The following is a 25,419-nucleotide window of genomic DNA, read 5'->3' as shown; positions in this document are numbered from 1 at the left end:
CATGCCTTGGAAGGGGCGCTGAGTCTTCGATGGTGGAACCGAGCGCTCGTCTCGTACTGCTTTCTCCCACGCACCTGGCCGACGTGCGCCGGCGAACCGGCGACTTCTCCGACAGGACCGTCGCCGAAGCGTGCGCCATCGGGCTGTCGTACTGGGCGACCGGGCGGAGCCCCGACGGCATCGACCTCACCCCCGGCACTCTGTTCGCCGACGTCCTCGGGTGGGTCGACAACGGCGGGGCCGGGCAGGGCGGTTGGGAGACCGGCGCGGACGGCGCCGGCGGCTGGAGCATCGCCGTCCCGGAAGACGTCGTGCCGGCGGAAGCGCGGCTCGCGCTGGACGACCTGGCCGACTTCCCGGACCGGCCCATCGGCACCATCGGCCCGTCCGGACCGGCGGCCAGGCTCGCGGCCCTGACCGAGTGGAACGACACCCGGGCCGACCGGGTCCGCCCGACCATCGTGGAGATGTTCCGCGAGCAGGCGCGGACCAGGCCGGACGCCGTAGCCGTCGTCGACGAGCACCGGTCGCTGACCTACCGTCAGACGGCTGAGCTGTCCAGTCAGTTGGCTCACCTTCTGATCGAGCGAGGGCTCACCGCCGAACAGGTCGTGGGCATCTCCCTGGGCCGCTCCGCCGACATGGTGATCGGGCTGCTGGGTGTGCTCCAGGCGGGGTGTGCGTTCGTGCCGCTCGATCCGCAGTGGCCCGCCGCGCGCCGGGCCGTCGTCATCGAGGACGCCCGGGTCGTGCTGCAGCTCAACGACTCCGGCGGGCACGACCCGGGTGAACCCGAAGCCGTGGCCGTCGACCTGGGCGACTGGCGGTACGGATCCCACCCCGTCGAGGAGACCGGGGTTACCGTCCCCGGCAACGCCCTGGCCTACGTGATCTTCACGTCCGGTTCGACCGGGCGGCCCAAGGGCGCGATGATCCGGCACGAAGCGATCAGCGAGCGCCTGCTGTGGCAGGTCGACGAGATCCTGGGCTTCGGCCACGACGACGCGTCGCTGTTCAAGGCGCCGCTGTCCTTCGACATCTCCATCAACGAGATCTTCCTGCCGCTGGTGTCCGGCGGCAGGCTGGTGGTCCTGCGGCCCGGCGGCGAACGCGACCCGCACCACCTGCTGAGCGTGATCGCCGAACACCGCGTCACCTTCACCTACCTGGTGTCGTCCATGCTGGACGTGCTGCTGGAGATCGCCGGCGACTCCGGGCAGTTGGACAGCCTGCGGCACGTGTGGTGCGGCGGCGAGGTGCTGACCCCGGAGCTGTACGAGCGGTTCCGCACCCGGCTCGACATCCCGATGTACCACGGCTACGGCCCGGCCGAGACGACGATCGGCGTCTCGCACGTCATCTACCGGGGCGCGGCGGAACGCCTGTCGACGTCGATCGGCAAGGCCAACCCCAACACCCAGTTGTACGTGCTGGACGACGAGTTGCGCCCGGTCCCGGTCGGGGTCGGCGGCGAGCTGTACGTGGGCGGCTTCCTCCTGGGCCGCGGGTACGTGGGCGCGCCCGGCCTGACGGCGTCCCGGTTCGTGGCGAACCCCTTCGCCGACGACGGTTCCCGGCTCTACCGGACCGGTGACCTCGCACGGTTCGCCCCGGACGGGTCCCTGGACTTCCTCGGCCGGGCCGACAACCAGATCAAGATCCGCGGCATGCGGCTGGAGATCGAGGACGTCGAGGTCGGTCTCGCGGAACACCCCGGGGTACGGCACACCTGCGTCGTCGCGAAGAAGAACGCGGCCGGCGGCACCTACCTGGTGGGCTACGTGATCCCGGCCACCGGGAGCGAGGACCTGCGGGCCGACGAGGTCAAGGCGTGGGCCACCGCGCACATGGTCGAGTACATGGTGCCCGCCCACATCGTCGTGATGAAGGAGTTCCCGCTCACCGCGAACGGCAAGCTCGACCGCAACGCCTTGCCGGAGCCCGCGATCGGGACGGGCTCCCTCATACCGCCCAGCACCGAGAACGAGCGCGCGGTGTGCGCGGCGGTCGCGTCCGTGCTGCGGCTGGACGAGGTCGGCGTCGGCCAGGACTTCTTCCAGCTCGGCGGAGACAGCATCCTGGCGATCTCGCTGCTGAGCGCGCTGCGGGACGCGGGTCTCCATGTCACGCCACGGCAGATCTTCGCCCACAGCACGGCGGGGGCGCTGGCGGCGGTGGCGAGCCGTGAGGACGTCTCCACCATTGACCACGGCGATGTCGCGACCGGGTCCGTCGTGGGATCGCCCATCGTGCAGTGGCTCGGCGAGACCACGGACGCGATCGACGGCTTCGTGCAGTCGGTGGTGCTGAACACCCCGCCGGACCTGACCGCCGACGCTCTGGATCAGATCCTCGTCGCCATGGTCGGGCGGCACGACATGCTGCGCGCCAGGCTGGTGCGCGGGGACCGCTGGAGCTTCGACATCCCGGTGGCGGACCGGGCCGCAGCCGGATGGAGCGAGAGCGACCGGCCGCTCGACGAGTGCGTCGCGCTCGCCACCGAGGCGCTGGACCCGGCGGACGGCGTGATGCTGCGTGCCGTCTGGCGCCGGTCGGCACGTCAACTGGTCCTGGTCGCCCATCACGTGGTGATCGACGGCGTGTCCTGGCGGGTCCTGATGGAGGACCTGGCCACGGCGTGGCGGCAGTTCGCCTCGGGCGCGCCCATCGAACTGCCCCCGGTCGGCACGTCGTTCCGGCGCTGGACACAGCTGCTGGAGCGTGCGGCCTTCGACGCGGACAGCTCTTACTACTGGCGTCCCCTGCCGGGACCGGACGGGCCGGTCGGCCGGCGCGCGCTGTCCGAAGCCGACACCGTCGCGCGGGAACGGGTGCGGACCGTCTCGGTCGGACCCGACGTCACGGCCGCGCTGCTGGGCGAGGTTCCCGCGAAGTTCCACGCGGGTGTCAACGACGTACTGCTGACCGCGCTCGCCGTCACCCTGGCCCGATGGCGCCGCGACCTCGGCCAGGACCAGACGTTCGCGCACATCGAACTCGAAGGCCACGGCCGCGAAGGACAGTTCGTGGCGGACACCGCCGGTTTCGAGCCGGAACTGTCGCGGACCGTCGGCTGGTTCACCACCCTGTTCCCGGTGACCATCGACGCCGGCGCGGCGGCCGACCTCACCGCACCCGCATACCTGGCGGCCGCGCTCAAGGCGGTCAAGGAAGACCTCGCCCGGGTGCCGGACAACGGAATCTCCTACGGCGCCCTGCGGTACCTGACCCACACCGAGTTCGACGCGCCCGCACCGCAGGTGCTGTTCAACTACCTGGGCCGCTTCGACGCGGGAGCCCCCGGCGACTGGCAACTCGCGGCCACCACAGGCCAGTTGGGCGAGAAGCGCGACCCGAGAATGCACCTCCCGCGCGCCCTGGAGTTCAACGCGATCGCCGAACCCACCGCCTCGACCGGCGAGTACGAGCTGGTCACCACGATCTCCTGGCCCGACGGGATGTTCACCGACGAGGACATCACCACCCTCGGCGACTACTTCCGGGGCGCCCTGGCCGGGCTGGCCGCGCTCGAACAGGGCGGCCACTCGCCCAGCGACTTCGGCCTGGTGCGGCTGACGCAGGACGATGTCGACGCCCTGGACGGACCGGCGCTGCGGGACATCCTGCCGTTGACCCCGTTGCAGGAGGGCCTGTACTTCCACTCGGTCTTCGACGACGACTCGGCGGGCGCCTACGTCGAGCAGCAACTGCTCACCCTGGACGGCGAGGTGGACGCCGACCGGCTCGCTGCGGCGGCCACCCGGCTGCTCACCCTGTACCCGAACCTGGCCGCGCGGTTCGTGGTCCTCGCCGACGGCCGTGTGGTCTCCGTGCTGGAGAACGGCGTGCAGGCGCCCTTCACCACGCTGGACCGCCCCGGCATCACCGACGACGAGATCCGCGACCTGGCCGAACGGGACCGCCGCGCCGGGTTCGACCTGGCCACCGGCCCCCTGATGCGGTACACGCTCATCCGCGCCGGCTCCGGCCGGAACGTCCTGGTGCAGACCGTGCACCACATCATCGCCGACGGCTGGTCGGTGCCGCCGATGCTCCGCGCGCTGCTGGCCGAGTACCACGCGCCGGGCACCCTGTACCCGCTCGGCGGATTCCCCGACTACGTGCGCCGGCTCGCCGGGCGCGACGAGGACGAGAGCGACCGCGTATGGCGCGAGCAGCTCGCCGAGCTGCCCGGGCCGTCGCTGATCGCCGAGGGACACACCCCGTCCGACCGGTTCGCCGACACCGCCCTGGAGCCGCAGGACGACATCGACTCGGCCGTCCGATCGGCCGGCGTGCCCCTGAGCGTGGCCGTGCACAGCGCCTGGGCGGTGACGTTGGGCGGCCTCCTGCACGGCACCGACGTCGTGTTCGGCTCCACCGTGTCCGGGCGCGACGCCGATGTGCCCGGCATCGGGGACATGGTGGGCCTGTTCATCAACACGATCCCCGTACGCGCCCGTTGGACCGGCACGACCACCTCCCGCGACCTGCTCGCCTCCGTGCGGGAACACCAGAGTGCGGTGCTGCCCCACCAGCACGTCTCGCTGGCGAGGATCGGCCGCCAGACCGGCGCCGGCTCACTGTTCGACACCCTGGTGGTGTTCGACGTGGCCACCGATGTGGACGCCCTGCGCGGGCCCGACGACACGCTGGTCGTCACCGACATCGTGAACGAGGGCGCCCCGCACTACCCGTTGACGCTGGTGGTGGAGCGCACGCTCGACGGCCGTCCGCGCTTCAACCTGATCTACGACGGTGAGCTGCTGCGGGAGGCGAGTGCCCGGGCGATCCTGCGGACGTTCACCTCGGCCCTCACCGGACTGCTCACGCGGCCGGACGCCCTGGTCGACGACCTGGCGCCCGAGAGTACCCGTAGTCCCGCGCACATCACTCCGACGACCTTGGGCGGGCTGTTCGACGCCGCCGCGCGCCGCGACCCGGCCGCCACCGCAGTCACCCAGTGCGGTCTCGACGGAGAGGCCCGGTCCCTGACGTACGGTGAACTGGCCCACACGAAGGACGAGTTGGCCGCCACCTTGCGCGCGGCCGGTGTCGGTCCGGGCAAGCGGGTCGCCGTCGCCGTCCCGCGCTCCCTCGAGCAGGTCGTCGCCCTGGTCGCGATCGTCACCGCAGGCGGTGCCTACGTACCGCTGGACCTGGCGTACCCGGACGAGAGGCTGCAGTACATCCTCGCCGACGCCGCTCCGCAGGTTGTCCTCGTGGAACGTGAGCAGCGGGACCGCTTCACGGAACTGCTGGCCCGGGCAGGTGTGTCGGCCCGGGTGCTCGTGCAGGGGGACGAGCTGCCCCCGGCCACCACCGATGCTCCCGAGCCCGAGGTCAGGTGGCAGGATCCCGCGTACGTCATCTACACGTCCGGGTCGACCGGGCGACCCAAGGGTGTTGTCGTCCCGCACTCCAGCGTGGTGACCCTGCTCGCGAACACTCAGCCCGACATGGACTTCGGCCCGCACGACGTGTGGGTCCAGTTCCACTCCTTCTCCTTCGACTTCGCCGTCTGGGAGCTGTGGGGCGCGCTGGCGCACGGCGGTGAGCTGCTGGTGCCGGAGTACGGGCTGACCCGCTCCCCGGTCGACTTCCACCGGCTGGTCCGTGAGCGCTCAGTGACCGTGCTCAACCAGACGCCGTCGGCGTTCTACCAGTTCATCGAGGCCGACCGGCAGGCCGACGAGCCGGTCACCGCACTGCGCCGGATCATCTTCGGAGGCGAGGCGCTGGATCTCGGGCGGCTGCGCGGCTGGGTCGAGCGGCACGGCACCGGTTCGCCCGAACTGGTCAACATGTACGGCATCACCGAGACCACCGTCCATGTCACCCACCGGGTGCTGACCGACGGGGACTTCGCGCTCGGGGACGAGGTCAGCCCGATCGGCGGTCCGATCCCCGGCCTGGTCACCTACCTGCTCGACGACCGGCTCAGGCCGGTGCCGCCGGGCCGGGTGGGTGCCATCTACGTTGCCGGCGACCAGGTGTCGCTCGGCTACCTGGGCAGGCCGGGGCTCACCGCGGGCCGGTTCGTGGCGAACCCGTTCGCCGGCGACGGCTCCCGCATGTACCACACGGGCGACCTCGCCCGCCGTACGCTCGACGGCGAGCTGGAGTTCGCAGGCCGCGCCGACGACCAGGTCCAACTCAAGGGATTCAGGATCGAGTTGGGCGAGGTCGAGTCCGCGATCAGGGAACTCGACGGCGTGGTCGACGTGGCCGTCACCGTGGCGGACGGCGGCGACCACCTGGTCGCGCACGTGGTGGGCCGGGTGCCGGGGGACCTCGTCGAGTCGCTGTCCACGAAGTTGCCCGTGCACATGGTGCCGGGCCGGGCGCTGTCGGTCGACGCACTGCCGTTGACGGTCAACGGCAAGCTGGACCGCAAGGCTTTGGCCGAGAGGGCCGCACGGGCTGCCCGGGACGAAACCCCGGTGGCCGCGAGTGGTTCCGCGCTCGCCTCACTGGTCGGCATCTTCGCCGACACCCTCCCCGGCTCCGACGCGGACGCCGACACCGACTTCTTCCGGGCCGGCGGCGACAGCATCGTCGCCATCACCGTGATCAACCGGGCCAGGGCGCTCGGCCTGCCGATCGCGCCACGGGACGTGTTCCTGTTCAGGACTCCGCGCGCCCTCGCGGAGCACCTGGCGACGAGCACACCGCAGGCCGCGCCCTCGGCGCCGGTCCGCCGCGAGGACGGCCCCCTGCCACCGACGCCGATCATCCTGCGCCAGCGCGAACTGGGCGGATCGCTCGCCCTATTCGCCCAGGCAAGGACGCTGATGGCCCCCGACGGAACTGGGTTCGCCGACGTCGAGCGCGCCGCGAACGCCCTGGTGGCAGCGCACCCGGCCCTCCGGTTGCGGCTGCGCGTCGAGCACGGGGTGTGGGCACTGTGCACCGAACCCGCCCGCGAGGTCGCCGTCGTACGACCGGACACGACCGATGCGACAGCGGCGGCGAACGAGGCCGCCGGACGCCTTGATCCCGAGTCCGGGGACGTCATCGCGTTCTCGTGGCTGGAGGCGAGCCGCACCCTGGTGGTCACCGTGCACCACCTCGCCGTCGACTCGGTGTCCTGGCTGATCCTGCTGAACGACCTGGCCACCGCCCTGCGAGGGGATCCCCTGGCACCGCCGACCACGTCCTATGCCGAGTACGCCGAAGCGCTGACGCTCCGGTCCGCCCAGGTGACCGACGACCTCGGGCACTGGATCAGCACGCTCCAGGCACCCGCGCTGCTGCCCGCGATCGAGGGGCTGCGCGAGACCACCGTCGTACTCGCGCCCGACGTGAGTGACCGCGTGACGCGTACCGCGCCCGCCGCACTCGGTGTCGGTCTCACCGAGGTACTGTGCGGCGCGCTGCGCACCGCGCTGACACAGATCCAGCCGTCGCCCACCGATCTGGCGATCGAACTGGAGCGCCACGGCCGGGTCCCGGCCCTCGAAGACCACGACTACACCCGCACGGTCGGCTGGTTCACCTCCATCGCCCCCGTGCGGCTCACGCCGCACACCGACCCGGTCGCCGCCGCGCGCGAGGTCGCCGAACGCCAGCCGGACGAGCCCGGGCACGTCGCCTACGGCCAACTCCGGTACCTCAACCCGCAGACGGCCCCGCTTCTCGACGCCCGCCCGCAGGTGCTGTTCAACTACCTCGGCCGGGGCGGCGAGTCCCAGGCCCCGCACATCACGGGCGGCGAGCAGGGCAGCCCGTACGCCGTCGAGGTCAACGCGTGGACCGACGCGGCCACCGGACGCCTGCACGCGGCTTTTACCCTCGCCGAGGGCATCCCCGACGAGATCACCGAGCACTGGCTGAGCGCCCTGCACCACATCGCGGACGCCTCCGCGACGGCCGAGCGCACGGCACCGGTCACCCCGCTCCAGCGGGGCCTGTACTTCCAGGCCCAGATGGCCGGCACGTCCGGACACTACGTCGCGCAGAGCTGGTTCACCTTCGACCGGCGCCTGGACACCGACGCGCTCGCCGAGGCGATGGCGTACGTGATCGCGCGCCACCCGGTCGTAGGCGCCGGCTTCACCACCGACGACGACGGAAACCCCGTCCAGGTCCTCAGCGCGGAACGGCAAATCACCGTACATACAGTCGAGTTGGCGACCGAGGCGGAGGTCGAAGCCCTGCGCGCCCGGGACCGCGACAGCGGCTTCGACCCGGGTGAGCCACCGCTGATCCGGCTGACCGTGGTGCGTCTGCCCGACGACCGCGACGGCCTGCTGCTGAGCTACCACCTGCTGCTGTGGGACGGCTGGTCCCGCGAGATCGTGCTGCGGGACCTGTTCGACGCTTACCAGGCCGTCGTCGCGGGCGAGCCACTCGACCCGGCCCCGGCCACGCCAGGTTTCGAGGACTACGCCCGGGCGCTCGACGCCAAGGACCCCGCCGTATCGGAACGCTTCTGGGCGGAGCACCTGACGGGCCTTCCCGGCCCGACGCTGCTCGCCGGACCGGCGCCCTCCCTGTCGGACGAGCTGCCCCGCGCGCTCGTGCACACCCTGACCGAAGAACAGTCGGAACTGCTGCGGCAAGCGGCCCGGGTGCACGGCGTCACGCTGAACTCGGTGCTGACCGGCGCGTTCGGCCTCCTGCTCGGCGCGCACACCGGACGTGGTGACGCCGTCTTCGGCGTGACCGTCTCCGGCCGGGAGGGCGAGGGCCTGGACGAGGTCGTCGGCGTACTGCTCAACACCGTGCCCATGTGGACGCGGGCACGGCCGGGCGACACGGTCCGGGAGTACCTGACGGCCGTACAGGCGGCCAGGGTCGAGGCGATGGAGCACGAGCATCTGGGGCTCGGCGAGATCCAGCGGGCCAGTGGGCACGACACCCTGTTCGACAACCTGTTCGTGCTCCAGAACTTCCTGGACGTGGACGCCTTCGCCGAGATGAACGCCCGGCACGGCATCACCTCGGTGAAGGCCGACGACTCCACCCACTATCCCTTCACGTGGGTTGTCACGCCGGGCGACCGGCTCACGGTCAAGCTGGAGCACCGCGACGGCGACTCCGAGAGGGCTCGTCGTCTCCTCGACGACTACCTGCGGGTGCTCGAAGATCTGGCTCGCTCGACCGGCCCGGTGGGCGCGCTGCGGGGGGTGGGGCCGCAGCCCGCGCCGGGAACGCGTTCGGACGTCGGAACGGACACCGTCATCGACCGCTTCGACCAGGCGGCGGACCGCGACCCGCGGCGAGTGGCGCTCGTCGCCCACGGCTCGACCATGACCTTCGCGGAGCTCCGGGACCGTAGCCGTGCGGTGGCGGGTGTGCTGGCCGGGCGTGGCATCGGCCCCGAGACGGCCGTGGGCCTGGCGATCCCACGCTCCCTCGACTCGATCGTGGCGCTGTTCGCCGTGCTGCGCGTCGGCGCCGCGTACGTGCCTCTGGAGCTGGACCACCCGGACGAGCGGATCGCCGCGATCGTCGCGGACGCCCGCCCGGAGGTCGTGCTCACCGTGAGCGCCGTGTCGCCCCGGCTGACCGGCAATCCGGTGGACCTGATCGAGCTCGACCGTCCCCTGTCCGAGGCCGAGCCGTATCCGACCTTCGCGCCGGACGACCTGGACCGCCTGCGGCACCCCGCGTACACGATCTACACCTCCGGATCGACCGGGAAGCCCAAGGGCGTGGTGACCGAGTACGCCGGGCTCACCAACATGCTGATCAACCATCAGCGCCGGATCTTCGAGCCGGTACTGGCGCAGCACGGCAACCGGGTCTTCCGGATCGCGCACACCGTGTCCTTCGCGTTCGACATGTCGTGGGAGGAGCTGCTGTGGCTCGCCGACGGCCACGAGGTGCACATCTGCGACGAGGAACTGCGGCGTGACGCACCCCGGTTGGTCGAGTACTGCCTCGAACACGGCATCGACGTCATCAACGTGACCCCGACCTACGCCCAACAGCTCGTCGCCGAGGGACTGCTGGACAACCCGGCGCGGCGCCCGGCGCTGGTGCTGCTGGGCGGCGAGGCCGTCACCCCGGCGCTGTGGCAGCGGCTCGCCGAGACCGAGGGCACGGTCGGCTACAACCTGTACGGGCCCACCGAGTACACCATCAACACCCTCGGCGTCGGCACCTTCGAATGCCAGGACCCGGTGGTGGGCGTGGCGATCGAGAACACGGACGTGTACGTGCTGGATCCGTGGCTACGGCCCCTGCCGGACGGCGTGCCCGGGGAGCTGTACGTGTCGGGCATCGGCATCGCGCGCGGCTACCTCGGGCAGTCCGCCCAGACCGCGCACCGCTTCGTCGCATGCCCGTTCGGCGAACCCGGCGAGCGCATGTACCGCACCGGAGACCTGGTGATCCGGCGGCCCGACGGGAACCTGATGTACCTGGGCCGCACCGACCAACAGGTCAAGATCCGCGGGCACCGGGTGGAACTCGGCGAGGTGGAGGCATCGTTCGCGGCACACCCGGCGGTGCGGTTCGTCGCCGCGGTCGCCCAGCCCGACCCGCAGGTCGACGGCGCATACCGGCTGGCCGCCTACCTCGTGCTCGACGGCGCCGCCGATCTGGCGGCGGTCGCCGCCGAAGTCGGTGCCGGGCTGCCGGACTTCCTGCGCCCGACGCACTACGCCCAGGTCGACAGCATCCCGCTCACGGTGAACGGGAAGGCTGACACCAAGGCGCTGCCGGAGGCCAAGCCGCTGGGCGCGCTGACCACGGCGGCCGAGCGCGGCCCGGAGACCGAAACCGAGACGGCGGTGTGCGAGTTCTTCGCCGAGGCACTGGACCTGGACGACGACGAGGTGAGCGCGGTGAGCGACTTCGTGTCCCTCGGAGGGCACTCCATGCTGGCGGTGCGGCTGATCGGGCTGCTCCGCCGCGAGTACGGACCTGTGATCACGATCCGCGATCTGTTCACCCTGCGAACCCCGGAAGCGATCAGCCGCCACCTTGATGACAACTCCCGATCCAATGACAACTCCTGACTTGATGACAACTCCTGACTCGCAGCGGCCCCACCCGGGGTCCCACATCCTGAGGACCGCACTGCGCCGCAACGTCGGCGCCATGGTCTGGGGCACCGTCCTCATGGGCCTGTACCAGGCGGGGGAGACCGCCTTCCCCATCGCGCTCGGCCTGATCGTCGAACACACGATGAAGGGGGACCGGAACCTCGGCTCGCTCGGCCTGTCGATCGCCGCGCTGGCCGTGATCATCACGACCGTGTCGCTTTCGTGGCGGTTCGGGATGCGCGTCCTGCAGAAGGCCAACACCACCGAGGCGCACCGCTGGCGGGTGCGGGTCGCCTCCTGCGGACTCCAGCCGGTGGCCAGGGACGTCGACCTCAAGTCCGGTGAGGTGCTGACCATCGCCACCGAGGACGCCGACCAGACCGCCGACATCATCGAGGTGGTGCCGCTGCTGATCAGCTCGCTGGTGGCGGTCGTGATCGCGGCGGTCGCGCTGGGCCTGGCCGACGTCCGGCTCGGCCTGCTGGTGATCGTGGGAACCGTCGCGATCCTGTCGATCCTGAGCGTGATGTCCAAGCGGATCGGCGCCAGTACCCGCGAACAGCAGGCCCGGGTGGCACGGGCGGGCGCCAAGGTCGCCGACCTGATCATCGGCCTGCGCCCGCTGCACGGCTTCGGCGGCAACCACGCCGCGTTCCGGTCCTACCGGAACGTCAGCACGGAGGCCAAGCACCAGGCGATCACCGTCGCCCGGGTGAACGGGGTGTACGCGGGCACCGCGCTGGCCCTCAACGCGGTCCTCGCCGCCGCCGTGACCCTGACGGCGGGCTGGCTGGCGTTCGAGGGCCGGATCACCATCGGGGAACTCGTCATGGCCGTGGGTCTGGCGCAGTTCATCATGGAACCGCTCAAACTGTTCTCGGAGATGCCGAAGTACGTGATGATGGCGCGCGCTTCGGCTGAGCGGATGGCGCTGGTGCTGAGCGCGCCGCCGGTGACGACCCCGGGGTCGCGGCGCCCGGCGGCGGGCAAAGGCCTGGAGATCGACGGCGTCCGCCACGGGTCCCTGCGCAGACTCAAGTTCCAGGTGGCCCCCGGCGAGTTCGTGGCGATCGCCGTCTACCAGCCGCGCGCGGCGGCCGACCTCGCGTCGGTCCTGGCCGTGAGCGTGCCGCCGCACGCCTACGAGGGAGTGGTGCGGGTCGGCGGGCAGGAGCTCGCGGACCTGTCGGTCGAGGCGGTCCGCGAGCACATGCTGGTGAACCCGTACGACGGGGAGATCTTCGCCGGCACGCTCCGCACGAACATCGACCCGTCGGGCACCAGCCGGATGATCCCCGAAGCCGTCGAGGCGTCCATGCTGACCGACGTCGTCGCCCTGCACCGCGAAGGCCTCGACCACCCTGTCCGCGACCGCGGCGCGAACCTCTCCGGGGGGCAGCGCCAACGGCTGTCCCTGGCCCGCGCCCTCGCCGCCGACACCGACGTCCTCGTCCTGCACAACCCGACCACGGCCGTCGACGCCGTCACCGAACAGCTGATCGCGCGCAATGTCGCGAAACTGCGCCGGGGGCGCACCACCGTCGTGATCACCAGCAGCCCGGCCCTCCTGGACGCCGCCGACCGTGTCCTCGTCCTGGACGACGGCGTCATCACCGCCGAGGACACCCACCGCAACCTCCTGGCCACGGACGCGGCCTACTGCCTGGCGGTGGCCCGGTGACCCGCCGCAGCGGACGGTTGTCGAGGCCAACCGGGCCTCGGTGACCGATTCTTGGGCACTTTTCGGCCATGCCCGGAGCGTACGGAACGCCGCCGTCCTGGACGTTCCGCCGCCCGGACCGGCGACCATCTTCGCGGCCCGTGGCGCGGGCGAGCCGCGTCGGCGGTGGAAGTACAGGCACCGTAAGGGGTATGTGAAGCACTTGCGTGCAAACGGGTCCGTAACCCACACCGCAGTACTTTAACCCTCACCGACCTTCGGCAAGCAGTGGCGCGATCTCGTTCCCCCGGGTCTCTGTTACCGGCGGTAACTACGTGCGTGCCGAGCTCTCCGCCCGGCGGGCGAGAGGGGTCCCCGTGGGACACATGGACCATTTCAGCGCCGGATGGGTCACCCCCGTCCTCTCCTACGTCATGGCCTGTGTCGGCTCCGCGCTCGGTCTGCGGTGCACGGTCAGGGCCCTGGAGGCCGACGGCGCCTCGAAACGGAACTGGCTGACGCTGGCCTCGTTCGCGATCGGCTCCGGCATCTGGACGATGCACTTCGTCGCGATGATGGGCTTCGGCGTCGAGGGCACCCCGATCCGCTACGACGTCCCGCTCACCGTGCTCAGCCTCGTCATGGCCATCGCCGTCGTCAGCGCCGGCGTCTTCACCGCCGGATACGGGCGTTCGCGGATCATCTCGGTGGCGCTCGGCGGGCTCGGCACCGGACTGGGCGTCGCTGCCATGCACTACGCCGGCATGGCCGCGCTCAACCTGCACGGCACAGTCGGATACGACCCGTTCCTCGTCGTCACCTCCGTCGTGATCGCCGTCGTCGCCGCGACCGCCGCGCTCACCCTCACCCTCATCGTGCGCGGGCCCGTCCTCGCCGCCGTCGCCGCGCTCGTCATGGGGCTCGCGGTCAGCAGCATGCACTACACCGCCATGTACGCCGTCGACGTCCGTCTCGCGCCCAGCAGCGCCGAGCTGCCCGGGGCCACCGCCACCGAGTTCCTCTTCCCGCTCGCCGTGGTGCTCGGCTCGTTCCTCTTCCTCACCTCCGCGTACGTCGCGCTCTCCCCGACCGGCAAGCGCGCCGAGTCCGTCGCCGCCGAACTGCTGCGCGAGGTCGAGCTCTCCACCGCGACCGCCGCCACGCCCGCTCCCGCCACGCCCGCTCCCGCCACCACCGCGACCGCCTGAGCCGCACGTCCGCGAAGCCGCACCGCACCCCCTCGAAGAGGTATCCCCATGTCTGTCACCCGTGCCACGGAACGGCTGCGCCCCAGATCGGTCCGGGCCAAGATCGTCGCCCTGCTCATGCTGCCCATCGTGTCCCTCATGGCACTGTGGGGCTTCGCCGCGGTGACCACGGCCTCCAGCATCGCCGACACCCAACGGGTCAAGGACGTCAACGCCGAACTCCTCGCCCCCCTCGACGGGTTCGTCAGCGCCCTGCAGAACGAGCGCACCGCCGCCACCCGCCACGCCGCCGCGCCGGACACGGCCGGTCTCGACACGATCGAGGTAGCCCGGAACGCCACCGACAAGGCCGCCAACGCCTTCCGGGAAGGTGCCGACGCCGCCACCGCTGACGCCGAGCTCCTCGACGCGGGGCTGCCCGCCCGGATCGACCGTCTGGAGGCCGACGTGCGCGGACTCACGGCGCTGCGCGCGCGGACCGCCGCCAAGGGCGCCGCTCAGGCGGCGGTCACGGGGTACTCGACGGTCATCGAGGACGCCTTCGCCGTCACCGGGGCGCTCACCGGCGAGAACGGCATCCACGCTGCATCCGAGGCACGGGTCGTCCTCGAACTCGCCCGCGCCCGCGAGGCCGTGGCCCAGGAACAGGCCCTCCTCGCCGCGGGGAGCGGGGCAGGCAAGCTCACCACGGAGCAGTACACGCTGTTCGCCGGGGCCGTCGCCACCCAGCGGGAGCTGCTCAAGCCCGCGGTCGCCGACCTGAAGCCGGCGCACCGGGAGGCGTACGACGCGGTCCTGCACAGCGGGAGTTACGACGCGCTCGCGGCCGGCGAGGACCGGGTGCGCAGTGCCGGACCGGGCGCCCCGGTCATCTCCGCGGGCTTCCTGAGGGACTGGGACAACGGCGCCGACGCCGTGCTGAAGGGGCTCGCCGAGGCCCAGTCGGACGCCGGCACGGGCGCGACGGCCAAGGCCGACCCGTTCGGCTGGGACACGCTGGGCGCCTCCGGCGTCGCCGTCATCCTCGGTCTGGTGGGGGTGCTGCTGTCGCTGCTGGTGTCCGTGGGCGTCGGTCGCGGGCTCATCGTCGAACTGCTGGACCTGCGCAACTCCGCCCTGGAGGTCGCCGGGCGCCGGCTGCCGCGGGCCATGCGCAGACTGCACGCCGGACAGGGCGTGGACATCGACGCGGAGGCCCCCATGCGGCGCCTCGTCGGCGACGAACTCGCCCAGGTGGGCACCGCGCTCACCGCCGTACAGCGGGCCGCGCTCAAGGCGGCCTCCGAGCGCGCCGAACTGCTCAGCGGCATCTCCGGGGTGTACGTCAGCCTCGCCCGCCGCAGCCAGGTGCTGCTGCACCGCCAACTCGACCTGCTCCACCAGCTGGAGCAGCGCCCGCGCGACCCGGCCGAGACGCAGGACCTGTACCAGGTCGACCACCTCGCCACCCGGATGCGCCGCCACTCCGAGAGCCTGCTCATCCTGTCCGGCGTCGCACCCGGACGCGGCTGGCGCGACCCCATACCGCTGGCGGACGTCCTGCGGGCCGCGGTCGCGGAGATCGAGCAGCCGGGCCGGGTCCAGATCTGGGCGGTACCCCGCGTCTCCGTGCACGGCGGCGCCGTCGCCGACGTCATTCACCTGCTCGCTGAACTCGTCGAGAACGCGGCCTCCTTCTCACCGCCCAGCGCCCATGTGCAGCTGCGGGCCGCCCGGATGCGCGAGGGCCTCCTCATCGAGATCGAGGACAGCGGCTTCGGCATGAACGAGGAGGCGTTGGCCGATGCCAACCGCAAGATCCAGTCCGAGAACGTCGACCTGCTCGACGCCAAGCAGATCGGACTCTTCGTGGTCAACCGCATCGCCGCCAGGCAGGGCCTGAGCGTCGAACTGCGCTCCTCGGCGAGCGGAGGCGCCACGGCGGCCGTCCTCATCCGCGAGAACCTGATACGGGACGACATGCCGGTGCACGACGCGGTGCTCTCCGACGGCCAGGACGACGGCCGGGCACTGGCCCCGGCAGCGGCGTTGATCCCACAGCAGCGGGGGTGACGAGGACCGTGGGCAGAAGACCGTTCCGCCGAGCACGGTGTCCCGCTCGGCGGTCGGCACACCCTAGGCGAGCGCCCAGGCGACGTCCCTGAGCAGAGCGTGCCGCCAGCCCGCCCGGTCGTGGCCCGAGGGTGACCGGGAGACCCGTACGGTCGCGCCGGCCTGTTCTGCCAGGGTCTCGGTCAGTTCGCAGTGGGGCAGCATCCGCGTCTCGTGTTCCCCCACGTCGAACGCGATCCGCAGACCGGACAGGTCCGGGCGCTCCCGCAGGCGCGCGGCCACGGTGCCGCCGACCGGGCCGCCCAAGGGGTCGGCCAGACCGAGCGCGTCGGGCGTCCACCAGAACGACCCCGACTGGCAGGCGACGCGGGACACCAAATCCGGGAACTCCAGTGCCGCGTACAGCGCGCTCAGCCCGCCGAGACTCTGCCCGGCGACCACCAGCCGGTCCCGGACCGCAGGCACGCCGGTCTCCGCCACCAGCGGCAGCAGTTCGTCCCGGATCGCCTCCCACAGCTCGGGTCGGCACCCGAACTCGCCCTCCCTGTCCGTGGCCGGCAGGAAGACGAGCGTGACCGGCGGCATCTCGCCGCCGGCGACGGCCGAGTCGAACGCGGTCATGGCCGGGTGCAGGTACAGCCAGTCGTCCCCGTCCAGCAGCAGGACCACTGGCCCGCCGCCGCCCGCCGGATGGACCCGCACGGTGCGCCGCCCGCCGAGCCGTGCGCTGTTCCAGCGGATCCGGGTTCGCGGGACGGGCAGGACGTCATCGGCGTCGAGGTCGGGCCAGTGCGGCTGGGCGGGGGCGTCCGGGGTGGCGGCGACGGACCGGTCCCCGCCCGCACCGACCGGGTTGAGCGGGTCGGCGTACGCCGCGTCCCCGGCGAGGAACTGGTAGGTCACCCGCAGCCGCGCGGGCATGCGCACCTCGGCGTACCAGCAGTCCGTGTCACCCCACCGGCGCAGGGGAACCGGCTCCGACCAGCTCTCGAAGCCGACGCTCGCCGGTTCGGACCCGCGCCGCAGGAACAGTGTCACCCACCCGTCGCCGTCGGGTATCGACGTGGGTGTCCTCGCGGTCGCCCAGAACACGTCGGTGCCGGGCGCGCCGGGCAGTCCGAACGCGGCGAAGGTGTCGTCCCCCACCCACCTCATGAACGCACCAACCTCATGAACGTCTCCTTGTGGAGCGGAAAGCGAGAAGGCTAAGCTCACATTTGATTAGGCGAGCCTAACCTTATTCTTTCAGGAGGCACCGCACATGAGCACCAACCCCTTCGACGACGCCGACGGCCGTTTCCTCGTCCTGGTGAACGACGAGGGCCAGCACTCGCTCTGGCCGTCCTTCGCGGAGGTACCCGGCGGGTGGACGGTCGTCTTCGACGAGAACACCCGCCAGGCGTGCCTGGACTACGTCGAGACCCACTGGACCGATCTGCGCCCCCGGTCCCTCGCGACGTCCATGGACGCCTGACCTTCATGGTGCTCTCCACCAGACTGACGAACGCCCGTTTCCTCACCATGGACCCCGACCACCCCGTCGCCCACGACCTCGGCATCTGGCAGGGCCGGATCGTCGGCCTGGACGAGGCCGTGACCTCCCTGCCCGCACGCGAGGTGATCGACCTGCAGGGCGCCACCGTGCTGCCCGGGTTCATCGACGCCCATGTGCACCTGGCCTGGACCGGGTTCAAGGAGAACACGCCCAGCATCGCGGGGTGCACGCGCATCGAGGACGTGCTGGCCGTCGTGGAGGAGGCCGTCCGCCAAAAGGGCACCCCCGGCGCCTGGGTGAGCATCGCCGGATACGACCAGCGGGCCCTGGGACGCCACTTGACCGCCGCCGAACTCGACACGGTCAGCCACGGACACAAGCTGTTCCTGCTGCACGACTCCGGCCACGGCTGCGTCGTCAACTCCGCCGTGCTCGACCTGCTCCCCGCCGACCTGTCCCGCGACGGCGGCTTCCTGGCCGAGGGAGCCATGGGCGCCGCCCGCGCCCTGCGCCTGCCGTACTCCCAGCGGGAGTTGGCCGAGGCGATCGGGCGCGCCGCCCGGACCTGCCTGGCCGAGGGCGTCACCGCCTGCGCCGAGGCGGGCATCGGCGGCACCCTCGTGGGCCACAGCCCGGTCGAGCTGGGCGCTTACCAACTCGCCCGCGAGGAAGGCCTGCTGCCGCTGCGCGTGCAGCTCATGGTGTCCGCCGACCGGCTGCACCCGGTCGCCGCACATGGAGCCGACGGCATTCCCCGGTCCCTCGACCTCGGCCTGCGTACCGGGTTCGGCGACGACCGCCTCTCCGTGGGCGCACTGAAGATCTTCACCGACGGCGGCATGATGGCCCGGACCGCCGCGCTCAGCAGCCCCTACGAAGGGCTCGACCACGCGGGCCAGTTGCAGGACGACCCGGACGTCCTCGGGGACACGATCGTGGACGGCCACCTCGCCGGATGGCAGCTCGCCGTCCACGCCATCGGCGACCGCGCCGCCGACATCGCCCTGGACGCCCTGGAACGCGCCCAGCGCCTGCGGCCGCGCCCCGGCGCCCGGCACCGCATCGAGCACGCCGGCCTGATCCGGCCCGACCAGCTCCCGCGCTTCGCGCGGCTGGGTGTCAGCGCGGTCGTCCAGCCCAACTTCCTGCGCTACTTCGGCGACGACTACGCGGCGATCATGGGGGAGGAGCGGGCTCCCTGGCTGTACCGCGGCAGGGCGTTCCTGGACCAGGGGATCACCCTCGTCGGAAGTTCGGACCGCCCCGTCACGGACGGATCCCCGCTGCGAGCCATCCAGTTCATGGTCGAGCGCGCCTCCGAGTCCGGCCAGCTGATCGGCCCTGACGAGGCCCTCACCGTCGACGAGGCCCTGCGCGCCTACACCGTCGCCGGCGCCTTCGCCTGCCACTGGGACGACCGCCTGGGTAGCCTCACCCCGGGCAAGCTCGCCGACCTGGTCGTAATCGGCGACGACCCCCGGCGCGTCGATCCGTCGCGCATCGGAGACATCGAGGTCGTCGCGACATACGTCGACGACCGCTGGACCGGAAATGCGGCGTCGTGAGCCGGAAGACGACGGCTGTGGAGAGCTACGCGCACCTCTGGGACGCCGGCAGGTCCCGGTATCGCTGGGTCATCTGGCACACGGCGGGGGAGACGCTGGTCTTCGACCGGGAGACCAACTGCCCGGCGGACACCGGCGACGAGTCGCTCCTGCCCGAGGTGCTGCGCAGGATGCGCGAGGCGGGCGTACCCGAGACCGACGACTATCCGGGCCGCCCCTGCGGGTGAGCGAGACGCCGAGCGCGCGCCGGCAGGCCGAGGCGCGCGAACAGCCAGGTGAGAGGCCGTACCTTTACTGCGTCTTTCAGAGGGGCAACCCGCCCGGGGATGCCTGCCGGCTCGATGCCAACGCCGCACTGCGTGTCGACGCCTGACAAGCGGTCGCCCGGTCGAACGCAAGGTGCAGCAACCCACGCCTGCGCCAGTCCTGCGGAGCAGGTGCCGGTCTCATCAGCCATGGCCGGCGATCCTCGTCGCGCAGACCGCCACTGGTCCGACCGGGGGAGATGCTCCGCTCAACGGCCCAACGGCGGCCGGCCGGACAGGCGGCGCGGCGAGGCCGGTGATTGCGTGACCCCCGTGCCAGGCCGGCTGCGGCCAGGCGGAACCGGAGCCGCGCAGCGAGGAGGCAGACCATGGTGGATTCCACCGCGGGCGCACGGCCGGGGACAGAGTTGGTGCGTCTGCCGAAAGGGCGGACGGCACTGTCCATAGTCGGCCTTCACTGCCGGGGCCTCGGCTTCGGGCGGGTCCCCATCACGAGCACGGCCTTGGCCGGCGCGGCGCACCTCCCAGCGGAAGCCGGCGGATTCGATGCGCCCGATCTGATGGGTTACGTCCGGCGGTGCGCGCTGGCCAGGCGGGGCGCCTTGGACCGGCTGCCGTTGGAGTCGTCGCCTCCACTGTCCCTGGCACGGCCCAGCGCCCTGGCTCGCTCAGGTCTCGCCGACCGAGCCCGACGGAGGGCGCGCACCCGCGATGCCTGCCTGACCGGCGTTCGTTACGCCGGTGGCGTTGGTGATCGTCGTGCCGGCCGTCGGCTTGCCTTCTTGGAAGTACTCGCCGCCGCCGACCCGCGAAGAAGGGGCACGGACGGTAACCGGCGGCAGACGACGGCTGACCGCACAGGCCCCGGCCAGATCCCATGGCGCCCGGACTCCGAGGGAGGAAGCAGCTGTGACCGACGACGAGATCCTGCTCGGACTCGCGCTGACCGTGGTACTCGCCACCGGCTCACAGGTCCTGGCCAGCAAGCTGCGCATTCCCGCCCTGATCGTGCTGCTGCCCGCCGGATTCACCGCCGGCGCCCTCACCGATGTCGTCCACCCCGACAAGCTGATGGGGGCGAACTTCTCCAGCCTGGTGTCCCTGGCCGTGGCGGTGATCCTCTACGACGCCGGTCTGGGCCTCAACCTGCGCAACCTGACCGGCCGGACGCGATGGATCGTGGGCAGACTGCTGCTGTTCGGGGTGCTGGTGACCTTCCTCGTCACCGGCGCGGTGGCACCTGCCATGTTCGACATGCCGCTCCGGGTGGCCGCGATGCTCGGCATGATCCTTGTCGTCTCGGGACCGACGGTCGTCGGCCCACTGCTCGACTATGTGCGGCCCAACGACAAGGTTCGCCGCATCCTCATCTGGGAAGGAACACTGACCGACCCGATCGGCGGCATTCTCGGCGCTCTGACCTTCCACGCCATCGCGTCGTCCCACCAGGTCGACATCGGCCGCGGCTACCAGCTGGGCCAGTTCGGCATCAGCCTTGCCGTCGGTCTGGTCGGCGGGGCGGTGGGAGCGGCGCTGCTGTGGTGGACGCTGCGCGTCCTGCGGCTCGGGGAGACGCTGGGCACTCTGGCGCAGCTCGCGACCGTCATCGCCGTTTCCGCCGGTTGTGACATCGTCCGGGACGACACGGGACTCATCGCCGCGATCGTCACGGGACTGGCCGTCACCAACCTCCGCGGCTTCGACATGCCTGCTCGCCGCCCCTTCTTCGAGACCCTGGTCCAGCTGATCATCGGCTTGCTGTTCGTCTCCATCTCCACGACCGTCACCCCGTCCTCCCTGGTCCCCGTACTGCTCCCCGCCCTCGTCCTCATCGCGATCCTTGTCCTGGTGGTGCGTCCCCTTGTCGCCTTCGCCGCGACGGCACATTCGGGCCTGACCCAGGGAGAACGGGCCTTCATCGGGTGGATGGCTCCGCGCGGCATCGTCGCCGCTGCCACGGCGTCGGCGTTCGCCGCCAGCCTCGTCGACCGGGGGGAGAGCGGCGCCGCCAAGATCCTCCCGGTCACCTTCCTGGTGATCGTGGGAACCGTCCTGGTGTACGCGCTGACCGCGTCTCCGGTGGCCCGGCGGCTGGCCGTCGTCAAGCCGTCCGGCACTCGCATCCTCCTGGTGGGAGGCGAGCCGTGGGTGGTCGACATGGGGCGGTCCCTGCGCACCGCCGGACTCGACGTGCTGATGTGGGCGGGGCTCGACGAGGAACGGCAAAGAATCAAGGAGGCGGGGATCCAGTTGGCCAGGGGCGATCTGCTGGCCACGGCCACCAACCCCGGGGCACGGCTGGAAGGGGTGACAGCTGTGTTCCTGGCCACCGACGACGACGATTTCAACGCCCTTGCCTCGGTCGTGATGCAGGACAATGTCGAGGGCCCCGTCTACCGGGTCGGCCCGCCCCACGAAAGCCACGGCGTCGTCGCTCCCTACACCGGCGGCGCCATCCTCTTCGGCAGTTCGCTCGTCCGGCACGCCCTGGCAGCGCGCTACGAGGCGGGAGCCCGCTTCCTCGTCCAGTCCGCCTCCACCCCTGTGCCCGCCGACCACGACACGCTCTTCGTAGTGCGGGCCGACCGGCGACTCGAACCGGTCACTGGCGACGAGCCGGTCACTCCGCAGGAAGGCGACAGCGTCGTCCTGCTCGGCTCGGCCCCTTTTGCGCGGTGAGCCTGCCAGGAGACCGCCCTCGGGCTACCTCCCGCCCTCACGTGCCCGGTTCAGATGCGCGTCCAGGGTGATGGCCGCATCGATGAACGCGAGGTGCGTGAAAGCTTGCGGGAAATTCCCGAGCTGTCGCCCTGTCAGGTCGATCTCTTCGGAGTAAAGGCCCAGGTGATTGGCGTACGTGAGCATCTTCTCCAGTACGAGCCTGGCCTGATCGATCCGTCCGGCCCGTGCCAGGGCATCGACGTACATGAAGGTGCACAGGGAGAAGGTCCCTTCGGACCCGCGCAGTCCGTCGGGCGACGCTTCGGGGTCGTAGCGGTAGACCAGGCTGTCGCTGACCAGTTCGCGGTCCATCGCCTCCAGCGTGGACGTCCACATCGGGTCGTCCGGGGTGATGAAGCCCACCGTCGGCATCCGCAGCAGCGACGAGTCCAGGACATTGCTGCCGTAGTGCTGCACGAACGCCTCGCGCTTCGGATCCCACCCCTGAGCCAGTACCTGTTCGTAGACACGGTCCCGTTCGGTCGTCCAGCGTCCACGGGCTGCCGGTCGGCCGCTCGCGGAGGAGAGCCGCAGGGCACGGTCGAAGGCGACCCAGGACATCACCCGGCCGTAGGTGAAGTCCTTGCGGCCTCCGCGGGTCTCCCACAGTCCCTCGCCGGGCTGGTCCCAGTGGTCGACCAGCCAGTCGAGGAGTGTGTGCAGTGCGGTCCAGCCCTTGGTGTCGAGCTGGATTCCGTGCTGGTGCGCGAAGTAGATGCTGTCCAGGGCCTCGCCGTAGATGTCCAACTGCATCTGGCTCGCGGCCCCGTTGCCGATGCGCACGGGGGCGGAGCCCTCGTACCCCGCCCAGTGCTCCAGAGTCTCCTCCACCAGGTCGGAGGAGCCGTCGACCCGGTACATGATGTTCAGGGGTCCCGTGTCGGCGTCGCCTTGGACCTCTTCCCGCACGCGATCGCGCAGCCAGCTGATGAACGCCGACGCCTCCTCCTTGAAACCCAGGCCCAGGAGGGCATAGACCGAGAAGGAGGCATCCCGGATCCAGGTGAACCGGTAGTCCCAGTTGCGCTCGCCGCCCAGCTGCTCCGGCAGGCCCGCCGTGGGGGCCGCGACCAGGGCCCCGCTCGGCGCATAGGTCATGAGCTTCAGCGTCACGGCCGAGCGTTCCACGGCTTCGCGCCACCGGCCCGAGTAACGGGACTGGGCGAGCCATGACCGCCAGAAGCGGATCGTCTCCTCGTAGAGCTGCTGGAACTCCGCGACACGGATTTCATGGGGCGGCCCGTCGGGCGACGACTCCAGGACGACCCCGCGCTGCTGTCCGGCCCGCAGGCGCAGAGTGAAGTGGAGGTCCCTGTCTCCCGACAACAGGTTCAGCAGCCGCTCGTCCTCCGGCTCGCGGACGGCGTGCACCGCCAGTTCCAGTCCTTCCGAGGCGAACACCGCGCCCTGCTCCGTGATGCGCAGTTCGTGCGGCGCGCGGCCGTAGTTGAACCGGGGGGCGATGTCCCCCTCGAATGTCATGCTGCCACGCACACACCGCAGCATGCGGACGAGGCGATGGCGGTCGGTTGCGACGGATCCGGTCACCGGCATGAAATCGACCACTTCGCCCGTGCCGGACTCCGTCATGAAGCGGGTGACGAGAATGGCCGTATCGGGAAAGTACAACTGCTTCGTCGCGAACGTCGTGCCGGCAGGCCGCACAGTGAAGTGCCCGCCTTTTTCCCAGTCCAGCAGAGCGCCGAACACACTGGGCGAATCGAATCGCGGACAGCAGAACCAGTCGATGGTGCCGTCGGTGGTCACCAGAGCCGCCGTCTGCAGATCACCGATCAGGCCGTGGTTTTCGATCAACGGGGATTCATTCATCAAGAGCCCGCTTTCACCCAGGGGTGAACCAGACCGGCCCGACGGACACCGCGATGTCTATCGGAACTCGGCCGCACCAGATGTCGAGCGTGGTTCACCCGTCCAGCGTACGCAGAAAGGTGCCCTCGGTCCTGCTGGGCGAGTCCAGTGGCCGGACTGGTGGTGCCGTGCTCTGCGCGCGTCCGTTCATTGCCCTACCGTGGCTGTACCTGCAACGAAGGCCCTCCCGGGTGAGGGGTTCCGGTGTCGGCACCCGGAGCGTCGGTGCCGCGAGGGAAAGGGTGCGGGCATGCGCAGCATGATGTCCTGGGCCTCCGTATTCCGGCTGCGACAATACGTGAAAGCCAGCTTGTGGATCGCGCCGCTGTTCGGAATGGCACTGGGAGTCGTCCTCGCCGAATTGGCCATTGCCGCCGACGGGGTGGACTGGCCGCCGAGCGGCTGGCGTTACTCCGCGACCACCGCGAGTGGCGTGCTCAGTGCCATCGTCGGGGCGATGGTGGCCCTGCTCGGTTTCGTCGTGACGATCGGTGTGCTCGTCATCCAGCAGGCGACCGGAGCACTGTCCCCGCGGTATATGCGCCTCTGGTACAGAGACCGGCTGCAGAAAACCGTCCTTGCCACCTTCACCGGGACATTCGCCTTCGCTTTCTCCCTGCTGCGCAGCATCGAGTCGAACTCGGTACCGGACTTCGGGGTCACCCTCGCCGGCGCGGCCGTGGCCGTCAGCCTGCTGCTCCTGCTCGTCTACCTCAATCGCTTCACGCACAACCTCAGGCCGGTGGCCATCGCCGACCTCGTCGGGCGCATGGGAGAAGGTGTCTTCGCCCGCGGAGCCATGGCAGTCCGCGCTTCCGCGCCGCACGGCGGTGAACCCGTGACGGCGCACGGACCGGTGACGCCCATCCGCTCTCCCCACGGCGGGGCCATCCAGGCATTCGACCTGGCTGGACTGGTGGCCGCCGGCGTGAGCTACGACTGCACGTTCGTCGTGCCCCACCTCATCGGGGACTACGTCCGTCCCGGCGCCGTCCTCGTCGAGGTCCACGGCGGTACATCCGCGCCCGATCCCCGGCACGTCACCGGTCTCATCGCCCTGGGCGCCGAACGGACCATCGAACAGGACCCCGCCTTCGCCCTGCGGATCCTCGTGGACATCGCCATCCGTGCCCTCTCCCCGGCAGTCAACGACCCCACGACAGCCGTTCAGGTGCTCAACCACATCGAGTCGTTCCTCACCGTGATCGGCAGTGCGCGACTTCGGGACCGCTACGTGATGACCGACGACCGTGGCCGACCTCGTCTCGTCCTGCACGGACGCGACTGGGAGGACTACCTGCAACTCGCCGTCTCCGAGATCCGCGACTACGGGGCGACCTCCACGCAGATCTGCCGACGCCTGCGCGCCCTGCTCGACGGCCTCCTCGAAAGTCTCCCGGCGGTGCAACATCCAGCGGTGAAAACGGAGTTGAAGCTACTGCTCCAGTCGGTGGAGCGGGCATTCCCGGACCCGGACCGCCGAGCCGTCGCACAGTGGGCCGACAGTCAGGGCATCGGGGGCCGGTCCCGTCCTCACGGGTAGCCCACCACAGCGCGGCCCGCGAACTGCGGTCCGCCGCACCACC

Annotated in this window: 11 protein-coding genes; 9 read left to right on the top strand and 2 right to left on the bottom strand. The window is 70.9% G+C overall.

Annotated features, from left to right (window positions below):
- Nucleotides 1-29: 29 nt before the first annotated feature.
- The 4 genes from M2157_RS03370 (at nucleotide 30) to M2157_RS03355 (ending at nucleotide 15,917) form a co-directional block, all read left to right on the top strand.
- On the top strand, nucleotides 30-10,970 hold the full coding sequence (locus tag M2157_RS03370) for a non-ribosomal peptide synthetase (RefSeq protein WP_280864356.1): 10,941 nt from the start codon (nucleotides 30-32) through the stop codon (nucleotides 10,968-10,970).
- A gap of 4 nt (nucleotides 10,971-10,974) precedes the next feature.
- On the top strand, nucleotides 10,975-12,678 hold the full coding sequence (locus tag M2157_RS03365; RefSeq protein WP_280864355.1) for an ABC transporter ATP-binding protein: 1,704 nt from the start codon (nucleotides 10,975-10,977) through the stop codon (nucleotides 12,676-12,678).
- Between the two features lie 356 nt (nucleotides 12,679-13,034).
- Complete coding sequence (locus M2157_RS03360) at nucleotides 13,035-13,865, top strand: MHYT domain-containing protein (protein ID WP_280864354.1); 831 nt, start codon at nucleotides 13,035-13,037, stop codon at nucleotides 13,863-13,865.
- Nucleotides 13,866-13,913: 48 nt separating this feature from the next.
- Complete coding sequence (locus tag M2157_RS03355; protein WP_280864353.1) at nucleotides 13,914-15,917, top strand: nitrate- and nitrite sensing domain-containing protein; 2,004 nt, start codon at nucleotides 13,914-13,916, stop codon at nucleotides 15,915-15,917.
- A 63-nt stretch (nucleotides 15,918-15,980) separates the two neighbouring features.
- On the opposite strand, the gene M2157_RS03350 is transcribed toward M2157_RS03355, so the two are convergent.
- A complete protein-coding gene (locus M2157_RS03350; protein WP_280864352.1) occupies nucleotides 15,981-17,072 on the bottom strand; it encodes an alpha/beta hydrolase-fold protein in 1,092 nt (363 codons plus the stop codon).
- A 106-nt stretch (nucleotides 17,073-17,178) separates the two neighbouring features.
- Here M2157_RS03350 and M2157_RS03345 point away from each other — a divergent pair, with 106 nt between their 5' ends.
- The 4 genes from M2157_RS03345 to M2157_RS03330 all read left to right on the top strand — a co-directional run bounded on the left by M2157_RS03345 (nucleotide 17,179) and on the right by M2157_RS03330 (nucleotide 21,922).
- Nucleotides 17,179-17,391 carry an MbtH family protein gene (locus tag M2157_RS03345; protein WP_280864351.1) on the top strand — a complete coding sequence of 71 codons (213 nt, stop codon included), beginning with the start codon at nucleotides 17,179-17,181 and terminating at the stop codon, nucleotides 17,389-17,391.
- Nucleotides 17,392-17,399: 8 nt separating this feature from the next.
- The gene (locus M2157_RS03340) at nucleotides 17,400-18,977 is read left to right on the top strand and encodes an amidohydrolase (RefSeq protein WP_280868158.1); all 1,578 of its coding nucleotides are present in this window, start codon (nucleotides 17,400-17,402) and stop codon (nucleotides 18,975-18,977) included.
- Nucleotides 18,974-19,204 carry a hypothetical protein gene (locus M2157_RS03335; RefSeq protein ID WP_280860265.1) on the top strand — a complete coding sequence of 77 codons (231 nt, stop codon included), beginning with the start codon at nucleotides 18,974-18,976 and terminating at the stop codon, nucleotides 19,202-19,204. Before M2157_RS03340 ends, M2157_RS03335 begins: the two co-directional genes overlap by 4 nt.
- Before the next feature lie 948 nt (nucleotides 19,205-20,152).
- Entirely contained in the window at nucleotides 20,153-21,922 is a 1,770-nt protein-coding gene (locus M2157_RS03330; protein ID WP_280864350.1) for a cation:proton antiporter, read from the top strand.
- 24 nt (nucleotides 21,923-21,946) lie between these two features.
- On the opposite strand, the gene M2157_RS03325 is transcribed toward M2157_RS03330, so the two are convergent.
- Nucleotides 21,947-23,794, bottom strand: a complete 1,848-nt coding sequence (locus M2157_RS03325; RefSeq protein WP_280864349.1) for a glycoside hydrolase family 15 protein — start codon at nucleotides 23,792-23,794, stop codon at nucleotides 21,947-21,949.
- Between the two features lie 289 nt (nucleotides 23,795-24,083).
- On the opposite strand from M2157_RS03325, the gene M2157_RS03320 reads away from it, so the two are divergent.
- Entirely contained in the window at nucleotides 24,084-25,376 is a 1,293-nt protein-coding gene (locus M2157_RS03320; RefSeq protein WP_280864348.1) for a DUF2254 domain-containing protein, read from the top strand.
- Nucleotides 25,377-25,419: the final 43 nt, after the last annotated feature.

This window comes from Streptomyces sp. SAI-127 (assembly GCF_029894425.1).
Lineage (GTDB): Bacteria > Actinomycetota > Actinomycetes > Streptomycetales > Streptomycetaceae > Streptomyces.
This window is presented reverse-complemented; position numbering and strand designations above follow the sequence as displayed.